The sequence below is a fragment of the Aestuariimicrobium kwangyangense DSM 21549 genome, assembly GCF_000421525.1.
In the GTDB taxonomy this organism is placed as follows: Bacteria; Actinomycetota; Actinomycetes; order Propionibacteriales; family Propionibacteriaceae; genus Aestuariimicrobium; species Aestuariimicrobium kwangyangense.
Window position 1 is genome coordinate 76,335 of record NZ_ATXE01000003.1, and the last position, 12,945, is coordinate 89,279.

At 66.1% G+C, this 12,945-nt stretch carries 14 protein-coding genes and 1 pseudogene; 11 read left to right on the plus strand and 4 right to left on the minus strand.

Going from position 1 to position 12,945, the window contains the following annotated elements:
* Positions 1-9: 9 nt before the first annotated feature.
* A complete protein-coding gene (locus H507_RS0110300) occupies positions 10-1,812 on the minus strand; it encodes a potassium transporter Kup (RefSeq protein WP_425393314.1) in 1,803 nt (600 codons plus the stop codon).
* Positions 1,813-2,209: 397 nt separating this feature from the next.
* Positions 2,210-3,091 carry a ThuA domain-containing protein gene (locus H507_RS16115; RefSeq protein WP_022910635.1) on the minus strand — a complete coding sequence of 294 codons (882 nt, stop codon included), beginning with the start codon at positions 3,089-3,091 and terminating at the stop codon, positions 2,210-2,212.
* A gap of 434 nt (positions 3,092-3,525) precedes the next feature.
* Between H507_RS16115 and rpsJ the strand changes: the two genes are divergently transcribed.
* From rpsJ to rpsQ, 11 genes are read left to right on the plus strand one after another with little or no spacing between them, the layout of a single operon-like run.
* Positions 3,526-3,837 carry a 30S ribosomal protein S10 gene (rpsJ, locus tag H507_RS0110310; RefSeq protein WP_020488540.1) on the plus strand — a complete coding sequence of 104 codons (312 nt, stop codon included), beginning with the start codon at positions 3,526-3,528 and terminating at the stop codon, positions 3,835-3,837.
* Between the two features lie 11 nt (positions 3,838-3,848).
* Positions 3,849-4,508 (plus strand): 50S ribosomal protein L3, encoded by a 660-nt coding sequence (gene rplC, locus H507_RS0110315; protein ID WP_026378085.1) that lies wholly within the window; start codon positions 3,849-3,851, stop codon positions 4,506-4,508.
* Positions 4,505-5,203, plus strand: a complete 699-nt coding sequence (gene rplD / locus H507_RS16120; RefSeq protein ID WP_022910637.1) for a 50S ribosomal protein L4 — start codon at positions 4,505-4,507, stop codon at positions 5,201-5,203. The genes rplC and rplD overlap by 4 nt, the downstream gene beginning before the upstream one ends.
* A complete protein-coding gene (rplW, locus tag H507_RS0110325; RefSeq protein ID WP_022910638.1) occupies positions 5,200-5,508 on the plus strand; it encodes a 50S ribosomal protein L23 in 309 nt (102 codons plus the stop codon). The genes rplD and rplW overlap by 4 nt, the downstream gene beginning before the upstream one ends.
* A 34-nt stretch (positions 5,509-5,542) precedes the next feature.
* Positions 5,543-6,379, plus strand: coding sequence for a 50S ribosomal protein L2 (rplB, locus tag H507_RS0110330; protein ID WP_022910639.1), 837 nt, complete (start codon positions 5,543-5,545; stop codon positions 6,377-6,379).
* A 15-nt stretch (positions 6,380-6,394) separates the two neighbouring features.
* Positions 6,395-6,676: a 30S ribosomal protein S19 gene (gene rpsS / locus H507_RS0110335; protein ID WP_022910640.1), complete on the plus strand. Its 282-nt coding sequence runs from the start codon at positions 6,395-6,397 to the stop codon at positions 6,674-6,676.
* Positions 6,677-6,705: 29 nt separating this feature from the next.
* Complete coding sequence (rplV, locus tag H507_RS0110340) at positions 6,706-7,140, plus strand: 50S ribosomal protein L22 (protein WP_022910641.1); 435 nt, start codon at positions 6,706-6,708, stop codon at positions 7,138-7,140.
* Between the two features lie 2 nt (positions 7,141-7,142).
* Positions 7,143-7,958 carry a 30S ribosomal protein S3 gene (rpsC, locus tag H507_RS0110345; protein ID WP_022910642.1) on the plus strand — a complete coding sequence of 272 codons (816 nt, stop codon included), beginning with the start codon at positions 7,143-7,145 and terminating at the stop codon, positions 7,956-7,958.
* A gap of 3 nt (positions 7,959-7,961) precedes the next feature.
* On the plus strand, positions 7,962-8,381 hold the full coding sequence (gene rplP, locus H507_RS0110350; RefSeq protein ID WP_022910643.1) for a 50S ribosomal protein L16: 420 nt from the start codon (positions 7,962-7,964) through the stop codon (positions 8,379-8,381).
* The gene (gene rpmC / locus H507_RS0110355) at positions 8,381-8,635 is read left to right on the plus strand and encodes a 50S ribosomal protein L29 (protein WP_022910644.1); all 255 of its coding nucleotides are present in this window, start codon (positions 8,381-8,383) and stop codon (positions 8,633-8,635) included. The genes rplP and rpmC overlap by 1 nt, the downstream gene beginning before the upstream one ends.
* 5 nt (positions 8,636-8,640) lie before the next feature.
* Complete coding sequence (gene rpsQ / locus H507_RS0110360; RefSeq protein ID WP_022910645.1) at positions 8,641-8,931, plus strand: 30S ribosomal protein S17; 291 nt, start codon at positions 8,641-8,643, stop codon at positions 8,929-8,931.
* Positions 8,932-9,278: 347 nt separating this feature from the next.
* On the opposite strand, the pseudogene H507_RS17710 reads toward rpsQ, so the two are convergent.
* Together H507_RS17710 and H507_RS0110380 are read right to left on the minus strand one after the other, a co-directional pair.
* Positions 9,279-9,888: pseudogene (locus tag H507_RS17710) on the minus strand (transposase); the annotation flags it as partial.
* A gap of 2,028 nt (positions 9,889-11,916) precedes the next feature.
* Entirely contained in the window at positions 11,917-12,822 is a 906-nt protein-coding gene (locus H507_RS0110380; RefSeq protein WP_022910647.1) for an AraC family transcriptional regulator, read from the minus strand.
* Positions 12,823-12,945: the final 123 nt, after the last annotated feature.

The window sequence follows — 12,945 nt, forward strand, 5'->3', positions numbered from 1 at the left end:
TATTCCGACTCACAGGTCGACGTGGGCGCCCATGATCACGGTGCGGTCGGGCGGCAGGCCGAACACCGAGGCGCGGTTCGCCGCACTCGCCGCGAGCCACATGAACAGGTGGGTGCGCCAGTCACGCAGCCGGAACGGTCCGTCGTGCTGCAGGCGCACCACCGACATGAAGTAGCGGCACTGGTCGACGTCGAAGTCGTCCAGTTCGGGGTTCTTGCCCTTCGCCCACTGCAGTGCGCCCGGAACGTTCTGGGTGTCGTTGAACCCGACGTGATAGGCCACGTGGGTGATGCCGTCGTGGCTGTCGCCCAGGTCGTCGACCTCGGCGCGCTCGACGTGGTGGATGTGGGGCACCATCTCGGTCACGATCGTGACGATCACCACGTGCTCATGGACGACACCGTTGAAGCGCAGGTTGTCGCGGAAGGCCAGCGGGGTGGTGGTCTGGTTGGGGTGCGGGTAGACGGCCACGCCCGGGACCCGGGGCAGGTCGGACGTGCGCACGGTCTCGAGGAACTCGTCGAGGGGACCTTCGAGTTGTTGCCTGCGCTCGGTGACCAGACGGGCCCCCCAGCGCCAGGTCAGCATCACCGTCACCAGCGCTGTCGCGATCAGCAGGGGCAGCCAACCACCCGAGGCGACCTTGGTCAGGTTGGCACTGAAGAAGAGCACCTCCACCCCGCCGATCACCACGGTGGCCAGCACCATGCGCCACGCCGACCAGCCCCAGACATGTCTGGCCAGGAACAGGAACAGACAGGTCGTCAGGATGAGGGTGCCCGTGACGGCCAGTCCGTAGGCGGTGGCCAACTTCGCGGAGCTGCCGAACGTCAGCACCAGCACCAGCACCCCGATGAAGAGCATCCAGTTGATGGAGCCGATGTAGATCTGGCCGCCCTCCTCACGCGAGGTGTGGCGCACGTTCATCCTGGGCAGCAGGCTCAATCTGGCCGCCTGCTGGGAGACGGAGAAGGCTCCCGAGATCACCGCCTGGGAGGCGATCACGGTGGCCATGGTCGCGAGTACGACCAGAGGGATCCGCGCCCACGCCGGGGCCATGTGGAAGAAGGGGCTGCGGGAGGTGCTCGGGTCGACGAGGATCATCGCCCCCTGACCCAGGTAGTGCAGCAGCAGGGAGGGGAAGACCACGAAGGCCCACGCGGTGCGGATGGCCCGGGACCCGAAATGACCCATGTCGGCGTACAGCGCCTCGGCGCCGGTGATCGTCAACACCACGGCGCCCATGGCGACGAAGGCGACGAACGGACGATCGACGGCGAACAGCACCGCCCGGTGGGGACTGAGCGCTCCCAGGATCTGTGGGTGCGCCACGATCTTCGGCACCCCCATCGCGGCCAGGGCCACGAACCACGCCAACATGACGGGGCCAAAGGCTCGTCCGACCTTCTCGGTGCCGAAGCGTTGGCTCGCGAAGAGAACGGTGAGGATCGCGATCGAGGCCGGGAGCACGAACTGCTCGGCCGAGGGCGAGACGATGGTGATGCCCTCGATGGCAGACATCACCGAGATGGCAGGGGTGATCACCGAGTCGCCGTAGAACAGGGCCGCCCCGACGATGCCCATGACGCTGGCAGCTGCCACCAGGGCGGGACGGGTGAGCAGCCGCGCCCTGAGCAGCGCCACCAGGGCGAGGATGCCACCCTCTCCCTCGTTGTCGGCGCGCATGACCAGGCCGACATACTTCACGGTGACCACCAGGGTGATCGACCAGAAGACCATCGAGATGATGCCGTACACGTCGAGCGGGGTCGGGGCCACCGTGTTGTGGTCGATCGAGAAGACGGTCTGCATGGCGTACAGGGGGCTGGTGCCGATGTCGCCGAAGACCACCCCCAGGGCGCCCAGGGCGAGCAGGCTGGGCTTGCCCGAGGGGACGTGCGGATGGTTCAGCCACGGGCGGGTGGGGGTTCCGGGGTCGTCCGGTCGTGGCGCCTCGTCCGGGCGGAGTTCGTTGGCCCGGAGTCCGTCGGCCCGGAGTTCGTCGTTCCCGGCTTCCTGGGGCTCCGGGGGGTTCTCGGGCTGGGAGACGTCCGCATCGGGGGGCACCTGCTGACTCATGGGCACCATCGTGCACCCACGCAAAGCTCCAGGATCACCACGCGGGCTCGACCAACCCTCGAAAATCAGGGGTTGGTCGAGCCCGCGTGGTGATCCTGGCGTGCAGGAGCCGGGAGAGAGTCCCCTTGGCTCAGAGCTCCACGGAGGTGACGAAGCCGCCGGCTCCGCGCAGGGTCACCTGACGGTCGGACTGGTTGATCACCTCGAGGCCGTGACGCTCCGCCATCGCCAAGGCGTCATCGAGCGAACCCTCCTCGAGCTGGTCGGCGTAGCCCTTGCCCTTCTTCCAGACCACGGGCGGGGCGCCGCGCTGGGGGAGCGCCGGCGCCACCCACTCGACGGCGTTGGCGATCACCTTGAGCACGTCGTCGTTGTGGTAGATCGGGTACTCCTGGTCGCCGGGGGAGAAGTAGAAGATCTTGCCGTGGCTGCGACGGAAGGTGCAGCCACCGCGGAAGGCCTCGCCACCGTCGAAGGCCGAGATGAAGATGAGGTCATCGGGGGTGGGGATGTCGAAGAACTCCCCGTACATCTCGTGGCTCGGCAACACGATGGGGTTCGGCACGCCCTGGGCGATGGGGTGGGTGGGGTTGACCGTCCACACGTGCTCCCGGTTCGTGCCACCGCGCCAGCGCAGGTTGCAGGTGGTGCCCATCAACTTGCGGAAGATCTTCGAGTGGTGACCGGAGTGCAGCACGATCAGTCCCATACCTGCCAGCACGGCCTGCTGCACCCGATCGACGATCGCGTCGTCGACGTCCTGGTGCACCCAGTGACCCCACCAGGTGAGCACGTCGGTCGAGGCCAGCACCTCTTCGGTGAGGCCGTGCTCCGGCATGTCCATGGTGACCCACCGCACCTCGACGGCACTGCCGAGCTGCTTGCTGATGCCGGCGGCGAGCGCGCCGTGCATTCCCTCGGGGTAGAGCTTCTGGACGCTCTCGTCGTGGCGCTCGTGGTAGTTCTCGCCCCACACGGTGACGCGGATGGGGGTACGGTCATTCGTCTGCATGGCTCCCAGCCTAGGGCCGCCGGCGGGGACGCGGGGGTGAGGGCAGGGTTTGGCCGTGAGTGGTTCCCCTGACCGTGGAGGCACCCCGGACGATCGTCCTGACCACCCCCGCGAGGGGGCCGCGGTCGAGGGCCGACCCCGATTTGGCGTGGACGCGCGGGCATGCCAAAATGGTCAGGTTGCTCCGAGCCGGAGTCACCATGTCGCGTCGCGGCGAACCGTACGAAAGTCCCGGTTCAGGCCACGTGTGACCGGGTGGCCGGGTTCGCAGGAGGGCTGTGGTCCCCGGGAGTGCATTCAATCGAAGAGTGGATGTTCGACCAGGGCGCAGAGCGCGACACGCCCGACCTCGGGGGTCGGAGCAACAAGCCGGTGACAAGCCGGAACGCGAAAGCCGGAACACCGGAATGAGCAGGACGAGAGAAGGAACAACTGTGGCGGGACAGAAGATCCGCATCAGGCTCCGGGCCTATGACCACGAGGTGATCGACTCGTCGGCGAAGAAGATCGTCGACACCGTGACCCGTACGGGTGCCAAGGTCGCCGGGCCGGTGCCGCTGCCGACCGAGAAGAACGTGTTCTGTGTGATCCGTTCTCCCCACAAGTACAAGGACAGCCGCGAGCACTTCGAGATGCGCACCCACAAGCGGCTCATCGACATCCTCGACCCCACGCCGAAGACCGTCGACTCGCTGATGCGACTCGACCTCCCGGCCGGTGTCGACATCGAGATCAAGCTTCCGTGAGGAACTGAGCAATGACTACTGAACGCAAAGTGAAGGGCCTGCTGGGCACCAAGCTCGGCATGACCCAGCTCTGGGACGAGAACAACCGCCTGGTCCCGGTCACCGTGATCCAGGCTGGCCCGTGTGTTGTCACGCAGGTGCGCACCCCCGACACCGACGGCTACTCGGCCGTCCAGCTCGGGTTCGGTGCCCTCAAGGCCAAGCATGTGACCAAGCCCGCAGCTGGTCACTTCGACGCCGCCAAGGTGACCCCCCGCAAGCACCTCGTCGAGCTGCGCACCTCCGATGCCTCGGAGTACAGCCTCGGCCAGGAGCTGACCGCCGAGTCCTTCGAGGCCGCCGAGGTCGTCGACGTGACCGGTGTCACCAAGGGCAAGGGCACCGCCGGTGTCATGAAGCGCCACGGCTTCAAGGGCCTGCGCGCCACGCACGGTGTGCACCGCAAGCACCGTTCGCCCGGCTCGATCGGCGGGTGCTCCACCCCCGGTCGCGTGTTCAAGGGCCTGCGCATGGCCGGCCGCATGGGCAACGACAAGATGACCGTGCAGAACCTCTCCATCCACGCTGTCGACGCCGATCGTGGGCTGATCCTGGTTCGGGGTGCCATCCCCGGCAACAAGGGTTCGCTCGTGGTCGTCCGCAGCGCTGCCAAGAAGGGTGATGTCGCATGAGCGAGACCGTGAAGGCCGCCACCTCGGCCGAGCTTCCCGCCGAGTACTTCGACGTCCAGACCAATGTGCCGCTGATCCACCAGGTCGTCGTGGCCCAGCAGGCTGCCGCACGTCAGGGCACGCACTCCACCAAGACCCGCGGCGAGGTCCGCGGTGGTGGGGCCAAGCCGTGGCGCCAGAAGGGCACCGGCCGCGCCCGTCAGGGTTCGCGCCGTTCGCCCCAGTGGGTCGGTGGCGGAATCTCGCACGGGCCGCAGCCGCACGGCTACGCCCAGCGCACCCCCAAGAAGATGGTGGCTGCCGCACTGCGTGGGGCCCTGTCGGACCGCGCTCGCGACGGCAAGATCTTCGTGCTCGACCAGATCGTCTCGGGTGAGACCCCCTCGACCAAGCAGGCCCTGGCCCAGCTGTCGAGCGTCGGTGACCTGGGCAAGTTGCTGGTCGTCCTGGACCGCAGCGATGACGTGGCCTGGCTGAGCCTGCGCAACGTCGCCGAGCTGCACGTGCTGGCCGTTGACCAGCTGAACACCTACGACGTGCTGCTGTCCGACGCGGTCGTCTTCACCCAGGCCGCCCTCGACGCCTACGTCTCGGGCCCCGCCAAGGGCAAGACCGTCAAGGGCCACGCCACCGAGTCCGAGGCCGCCGAGGCCGCGCTCGTTGACGCGTCGGATGACGAGGAGACGAAGAAGTGAACGACTTCAAGATCAAGGACCACCGCGACGTGCTGCTGGCACCCGTGGTGAGCGAGAAGAGCTACGGGCTGCTCGACGAGAACAAGTACACGTTCCTCGTCGCACCCGACGCCAACAAGACCGAGATCAAGATCGCCGTCGAGAAGGTCTTCGACGTCAAGGTGACCTCGGTGAACACCATCAACCGCCAGGGCAAGACCCGTCGCACCCGCTTCGGTCTGGGCAAGCGCCCCGACAGCAAGCGCGCGATCGTCACCGTGGCTGACGGACAGCGGATCGACATCTTCGGGGGCCCGGTCTCCTGACCGGACCATCGCTGAGTAAAGGAACGACAACCTCATGGGTATTCGTAAGTACAAGCCGACCACGCCGGGCCGTCGCGGCTCCAGCGTCGCGGACTTCGTCGAACTGACTCGCAACACGCCGGAGAAGTCGCTGCTGGCCCCGAAGTCGAAGACCGGTGGCCGCAACAACACCGGCCGCATCACCACCCGTCACATCGGTGGTGGACACAAGCAGGCCTACCGCCTGGTCGACTTCAGGCGCTACGACAAGGACGGCGTGCCGGCCAAGGTCGCTCACATCGAGTACGACCCCAACCGCACCGCCCGGATCGCGTTGCTGCACTACGCCGACGGCGAGAAGCGCTACATCATCGCGCCTCAGGGCCTGGTGCAGGGTGCTCCCGTCGTCGCCGGTGAGGGCGCCGACATCAAGCCCGGCAACAACCTGCCGCTGCGCAACATCCCCGTGGGCACCACCGTGCACGCGGTCGAGATGCGCCCCGGTGGCGGAGCCAAGCTCGGCCGTTCGGCCGGTGCCTCGATCCAGCTGGTCGCTCGCGAGGGCAAGTTCGCCACCCTGCGCATGCCCTCGGGCGAAATGCGCATGGTTGACGTCCGCTGCCGCGCGACCGTGGGTGCTGTCGGCAACGCCGAGCAGTCCAACATCAACTGGGGCAAGGCTGGCCGCAGCCGCTGGAAGGGCGTCCGCCCGACCGTGCGTGGTGTGGTCATGAACCCCGTCGACCACCCCCACGGTGGTGGCGAGGGCCGCACGTCGGGTGGTCGTCACCCCGTGTCGCCCTGGGGCAAGCCCGAGGGTCGCACCCGCGACAAGAAGAAGGCGTCGAGCAAGCTGATCGTCCGTCGTCGCAAGTCCGGCAAGAAGCGCTGAGAAGGAGCCTGAACAATGCCACGCAGCCTGAAGAAGGGCCCCTTCGTTGATGAGCACCTGGCCAAGAAGGTCGATGCCCAGAACGAAAAGGGCAGCAAGAACCTGATCAAGACCTGGTCACGTCGTTCGATGATCATCCCGGACATGCTGGGACACACCATCGGCGTGCATGACGGTCGCAAGCATGTCCCGGTGTTCGTCACCGAAGCGATGATCGGGCACAAGCTCGGTGAGTTCGCCCCGACCCGCACGTTCAAGGGTCACATCAAGGACGACAAGAAGTCGCGCCGGCGCTGATTGACGCGAGACAAGGAACTGAAACTTTCATGAGCAACACAGAACGACCGAGCCGTCGCGCTGCCCTGCTCGGCGATCGTCCCGGTTCGTACGCCATCGCGCGTCACGTCCGGATGAGCCCGACCAAGGTTCGTCGCGTCGTTGATCTGGTCCGTGGCATGCCTGTGCAGGATGCCCTGGTGACCCTGAAGTTCGCCCCGCAGGCCGCTTCGGAGCCGGTGTACAAGGTGGTGGCCTCGGCCGTCGCCAACGCCGAGCAGACCGATGCCCTGCGTGCCGAGCAACTCTTCATCTCGCAGGCCTTCGTCGACGAAGGTGTGACCATGCGTCGCATCCGTCCCCGTGCCAAGGGCTCCGCGAGCCGCATCCTGAAGCGCGCCGCCCACATCACCGTGGTCGTCGAGCCGAAGGGCGCAGCCGTCCAGCCGGCCAAGAAGACCCCCAAGACCGAGAAGGAGGCCTGAGCATGGGCCAGAAGATCCATCCCATCGGCTTCCGTCTCGGGACGACCACCGACCACACCACCCGCTGGTACTCCGAGAAGAACTACGCGGACTTCGTGGCCGAGGACGTCAAGATCCGGGCCTACCTGACCAAGACCCTGGAGCGCGCCGGCATCTCGTCGATCGAGATCGAGCGCCGCTCCGAGCGAGTGAGCATCTTCCTGCACGCGGCCCGTCCGGGCATCGTCATCGGGCGCAATGGCGCCGAGGCCGAGCGTGTGCGCGGAGAGCTCGAGAAGCTCACCGGCAAGCAGATCCAGCTGAACATCCTCGAGGTCAAGAACCCCGAGACCGATGCCCAGCTGGTCGCCCAGGGCGTGGCCGAGCAGCTCGGCGCCCGCGTGGCCTTCCGCCGCGCGATGCGCAAGGCCCAGCAGACCGCCATGCGTTCGGGTGCCAAGGGCATCCGCATCAAGTGCTCCGGTCGTCTGGGTGGAGCCGAGATGAGCCGGTCCGAGGGGTACCGCGACGGCCAGGTGCCGCTGCACACCCTGCGTGCCGACATCGACTACGGCTTCTACGAGGCCCGCACCACCTTCGGCCGCATCGGCGTGAAGGTCTGGATCTACAAGGGTGAGGTTTCGGGCACCCGCGCCGAGCGTGCTCAGCAGCGCGACGCCCGCAACACCGCTCCCGGTGGACGTCAGCGTCCGGGCCGTCGTCCGGCCCGTGGCGAGGGTCGCACCGATCGTCCCGAGCGTGGCGGACGCCGTCGCGCCGAGGCCGCCGAGGGCGCTGCGCCCCAGGCTGCCGCCACCCCCGAGACCGCAGGAGCCTGATCCATGCTGATTCCTCGTCGCGTGAAGTACCGCAAGCAGCACCACCCCCATCGCGACGGTGCCGCCAAGGGTTACACCAAGCTCGCCTACGGTGAGTTCGGCATCCAGGCACTGGAGACGTCCTACCTGACCAACCGTCAGATCGAGGCCGCTCGTATCGCCATGACCCGTCACATCAAGCGTGGTGGAAAGGTGTGGATCAACGTCTACCCCGACCGCCCGATCACCAAGAAGCCTGCCGAGACCCGCATGGGTTCCGGCAAGGGTTCCCCCGAGTGGTGGGTCGCCAACATCAAGCCGGGCCGGGTGCTCTTCGAGCTCTCCGGCGTGTCGGAGGACGTGGCCCGCGAGGCCATGCGTCTGGCCATCCACAAGCTGCCTTTCAAGGCTCGCTTCATCAAGCGGGAAGCAGGTGAACTCTGATGCCGAAGACCACCACCTCGGCTGCAGATCTGCGCGGCCTCAGCCGTGAGGATCTCAACGGCAAGGTCCGTGAGCTGAAGGAAGAGCTGTTCTCCCTGCGCTTCCAGTCCGCCACCGGCCAACTCGAGTCGCACGGCCGCCTGCGTGAGGTCCGCAAGGACATCGCTCGCATCTACACCGTGCTCCAGGAGCGCAACCTGGGCATTGTCGTCGAACCCGACGCTGAGAAGCCCGAAGCTGGGAAGAAGGCCTGACTGCCATGACTGACAAGACTACTGAGAACACCGGGGCTCCCCAGCGGGAGAGCTTCCGCAAGGTGCGCGAGGGCGTCGTCGTGTCCGACAAGATGGACAAGACGATCGTGGTCGCCATCGAGGAGCGCGTGAAGCACGCCCTCTACGGCAAGATCATGACCAAGACCGCCCGCCTGAAGGTGCACGACGAGAACAACGAGGCCGGCGAGGGTGACCGCGTGCGCGTGATGGAGACCCGTCCGCTCAGCGCCACCAAGCGTTGGCGTCTGCTCGAGATCGTCGAAAAGGCCCAGTGATCCACCAGGCCCAGTGACCCGCTCCGCTCGGTGATCCTGCTCTGCAGGTGAGCCCGATCGGCTGTGGTCGACATCAGGAACGGCTCGCCCCCTCCGGGGCGGGCCGTTCCGTCATGGTCGGGGGTCGCGCGGCGACTGGCGCCCCGTCCTGGTCCCCGGCGCCCGGCCGACCCGCCGGTTCCACATGACGCGACTCCAGCCCCAGCCTTCTGGCCCCACTCGGGGCGCCCCTCGCCCTCTGGCCCGACCCAACGTGGCTTCAGTTGTTCAACGCGTCGTCCGTTGTAGACGGAAGCCAATCGGCAACTGAAGCCACGTGGGAGTGGGAGCGGCAAGGGTGGTCTTCGCAGACGAGGGGTGTAGTTGGCGGCTGAACCCTCGGTTTCGAAGAGTGACGGGGCCAGATAGTTGGTCAGGTTCCGAAAGCCGAGGGCGGTGCCGCGGAGGGTGTTCGAGGCGGCCGTTGATCGCCTCCATCGGCCCGTTGGAGCACCCAAGCAGGTCGAGGTACGCCAAGATGTCGACGGTCCTGGTTCTCAGGGTCCGACCGAGGGTAGTGAGCTCCCTCAGGTCGGCCTGGATGTCGCGGCTGATGGCGGCGATGGGCCTGGTCATGAGGTGTCGTCCCCTGATCCGGTCGGGTTGCCGTCGGCGGCGATCCTGGTTTGTTATTTGGCCCAGGTGGCTGCCCCTTCGACGTGTTCGTCGTCGGAGAGCATCGAGTCGAGAGGGCCGCGTTGGTTGTCGGTGAGCAGGTCGGAGCCGGTATGGAGCACTCGCCAGGTGGAGAGGGTTGCTGGCCCGTCCGTGGTGGCCATGGGGGATCTGTAGTTTGCGTCGCCTGCAGAGGTCGAGCGCGCCGCCTTCGAGACGGACCACATGGAACGGGTCGATCACCGCGACCGCGTCGGGAAGCTCTTCGGCAGCGGCGGCGTTGAACCCAGTGAAGCCGTCCATGGCGACGACCTCGGCCGCAACTGTAGTGAGGACGCCGCCGGGCAGATGGTCAGTGACCGCGGCCGGACTGCTCCCTGGCAAGGTACTGCGACGGGGTGAGCTGGCGGATCCGCCAGTCTGTCGCGAGAAGTAGAGGCTGTCGGGATAGCCGACCCGGTGGCGATCGAGGCCACGGTGCGTACGGTGACCCGACGAAACCTTGACACTGGTGGCCTACGGGAGCAGCATGCCTCATGGCATCAACGAGCCCAAAGCCTTGGGCCTGTAGGTTTTTGGTTGGGGTGTTCGCCCTGACCTGCGCTCTCATGCCGTCGGCCACCCCCGCTCTCGCGGATCCCACCTCGCCGCCGCAGTTGCCGTCGGTGCCCGGTTTGGAGGTACGGCCGCACGACCCCGCGGTGGCGTCAGTTCCGTCGGAATTGGTTGAAGCGCTGGCGGCCGCCAGCTCACTTCAGGATTCCCACCCCAATGAATTTGGCAAGGCTCATGTCGCTGGGGGGCAGTCATTCTTCCGGTGGTTGGCTCCGCTGGTGGTGAGATTCTGGCGAATGCAATGACGTCGGCAACTCTCGAAAGAAGAGCAAAGCTTGCCTTGATCCAACCCGGACAGGCCGCGCGATCCTACTCAAGTTCTCTGGAGTCAGCGGATCGTTTGGGTGCATTCCTCCAGCATGGGGGGCGGCCTTGGGTCTGATTTGGATTCAACCTGGGTGAATATCGATGGTCGCAGCGTTGCACTAGTTCGCAAACTTACTGAGACAACTGGGGCCAGAATTGTGCAGGAGTTTGGGGCAGGCCAAGTGATTGTCGAAGTTGCCCCCGAACTTGGGATCGGGCAGGCTGGGTTCTCACGCCAAGATGACACGGGATCCGTGCACTGGGGGGCTTCTCGCATCGTATCCGCGGATGGTTCATACTGGTGTTCGTCGGCATTCATGGGGGACTCTGGAAGGCCCGATGGTGTCATCACTGCTGGTCACTGTGCCCCGAATGGTGAAGGCTTAAAGTGGCCGAATGGTGACGCTATTCAGGTCTACGCGACGAGTCGTGAGAACTACAATCCCGGGGTGGGACCGTCCGCTGGAACTCCACCGGGATCCTGGCTGGCGACCTCGCGTGGGGGTATAATCGGTCAGCGAATCTCGGTCGCGCTCACATATATACAGGCGGGATGACTTCTACTATTGGTGCGAGTGTCGGTGGAGTGTGGGGGAGGAAATCTGTCAATGGTGACCAGTACTGTATGGGTGGGGCCCGTACCGGTGAAACGTGTGGGTGGAGGGTCTATCAGTATGACATTCGATATTACTACTTCAATGGCGACGGCTCGCCCGCAGGGTCGGTGTACCCAGTGACTCGAGGTCACAAGGCGACAGGTACTGGTCACGGAGGCGGGGACTCAGGGGGTGCTGTGTACACGGTAGACTCTGCCGGGAAGGCATGGGCAAAGGGTATCCATTCTGGTGGAGTATTTTCGGGTGGCGCAACGAAGAATCCCGCGTCCTGTACATCGGCCAACCCGTGCGTCGAGGTCTTCACGGAGATGTACTGGGCGAATCAGGTGTTCCCAGGCGATGTGATGACCGAATGATATCGGTTCCAGAGGGAAATGTGACGAGACGCGGGATGCTCTCTTTGATCGCAGTTTCCCTGATCGGGTCGGGGTGCAGTGCGCGACCCGAATCCGTGGCACGCAAGGCATGGATCACCTCGGTGGCGCCCACGGCCGACCCTTTCGTGTTCGAGGCCGAGGTCGTAGGAGCGGAGAACTGTCAGATCAGCTTGGCGCTGAACGAGACAGCGGACGTCGTGCGGATCGTGGTGCACGTAGACATGTGCGACACCTCCACAGGGGTCGGGCAGCCGGGCGCTCCCGTGGGGACAAGTCGATGGCTTGGGTTCCGGCTGCGTTCGGCTCGTGGGGACAGGCTGTTTGTCACTCCCGACCCGGATGATCTGGCGACGGACATGACCCCGCGGGTCCAGTTGACGCCCAGGGATTGAGTGAGGCTGCCGCCGGACAGTTGGTCAGTAGCTGCGGCCAGACTGCTCACGGGACCGGTACTGCGAGGGACTCACCTGGTGGATCCGTCGGAACTGCCGCGAGAAGTAGAGGCTGTCGGGGTAGCCGACCTCGGTGGCGATCGACGCGATCGTCCGGTCGGTGGTGTCCAGCAGGGTACGGGCCGTGCTCATGCGCAGCCGGGTCTGGTACTCCAGCGGGCCGAAGCCCGTGGCCCGTCGGAACATGGCCGAGAAGTGCGAGGTCGACCACCCGGCCAGGGCCGCCAGTTCGGGAACCGACAGGTGCGCGCTGACGTTGGTCTGGATGTGGGCGATCACGTCGGCGACGGGGTCCTGCCGCGACCCCAACCGGGTGAGGGGACGACCGTCGGCGACCAGGGCGGTCAGCAGGTGCCAGGCGGCACCCGAGGCAGCCACCAGCGACGTCATGGTCTCGTCGGTCTCGAGCCGACGAAGGATGGAGTCGACCAGAGCACTCACCCTGGTGACCTCCGCCACCCTGAACACCGGTTGCTGGGGGGTGGCCCGAAGGGCCGCGATCAGCGCGTCGGCCCTGGTGCCTGTGACGTGCACCCACCAGATCGTCCACGGCACCTCGGGGTCCGCGTGGTAGCGGTGTGGTCTGCCGGCAGGTAGCACCACCACCTCACCTGCCCGCACCCGGTGATTGGTGCCGTCGAGGGTGACTTCGCCCTCACCCTGGGTGCACAGGATCACGATGTGCTCGGCGCAGGAGCGCCGCGACTTGGAATGGTGCCGCGCCTTGGGGAAGAAGCCGGCGTCGGTCACCAACAGCGGACCGGTGAGGGCTCTCTGTCGTGCCTGGTCGACCACCGGCCGGGGCAGCACCCGCAGTCTCTGGCCGGGAAAACCCTCGGGATAGTCCTCCTGGCTGACACCGTCGTCCATGGGGCGATTCTGTCAGAACCGTCCATGTCTGGGGCGCACTCAGGCTCAGTTCCAGAGCGTGGATCATGGAAATCTCCATCCATCTCCCGCAACCTGACATGGGCCGGGGCCGCTCGGCGCGGC

What these genes read in the sequence shown, in the direction of transcription:
- H507_RS0110300 (WP_425393314.1), bottom strand. Translation starts at nt 1,812, where the DNA reads ATGCAGACCGTCTTCTCGATCGACCACAACACGGTGGCCCCGACCCCG.
- H507_RS16115 (WP_022910635.1), bottom strand. Translation starts at nt 3,091, where the DNA reads ATGCAGACGAATGACCGTACCCCCATCCGCGTCACCGTGTGGGGCGAG.
- rplC (WP_026378085.1), top strand. Translation starts at nt 3,849, where the DNA reads ATGACTACTGAACGCAAAGTGAAGGGCCTGCTGGGCACCAAGCTCGGC.
- rplD (WP_022910637.1), top strand. Translation starts at nt 4,505, where the DNA reads ATGAGCGAGACCGTGAAGGCCGCCACCTCGGCCGAGCTTCCCGCCGAG.
- rplB (WP_022910639.1), top strand. Translation starts at nt 5,543, where the DNA reads ATGGGTATTCGTAAGTACAAGCCGACCACGCCGGGCCGTCGCGGCTCC.
- rpsS (WP_022910640.1), top strand. Translation starts at nt 6,395, where the DNA reads ATGCCACGCAGCCTGAAGAAGGGCCCCTTCGTTGATGAGCACCTGGCC.
- rplV (WP_022910641.1), top strand. Translation starts at nt 6,706, where the DNA reads ATGAGCAACACAGAACGACCGAGCCGTCGCGCTGCCCTGCTCGGCGAT.
- rpsC (WP_022910642.1), top strand. Translation starts at nt 7,143, where the DNA reads ATGGGCCAGAAGATCCATCCCATCGGCTTCCGTCTCGGGACGACCACC.
- rplP (WP_022910643.1), top strand. Translation starts at nt 7,962, where the DNA reads ATGCTGATTCCTCGTCGCGTGAAGTACCGCAAGCAGCACCACCCCCAT.
- rpmC (WP_022910644.1), top strand. Translation starts at nt 8,381, where the DNA reads ATGCCGAAGACCACCACCTCGGCTGCAGATCTGCGCGGCCTCAGCCGT.
- rpsQ (WP_022910645.1), top strand. Translation starts at nt 8,641, where the DNA reads ATGACTGACAAGACTACTGAGAACACCGGGGCTCCCCAGCGGGAGAGC.
- H507_RS0110380 (WP_022910647.1), bottom strand. Translation starts at nt 12,822, where the DNA reads ATGGACGACGGTGTCAGCCAGGAGGACTATCCCGAGGGTTTTCCCGGC.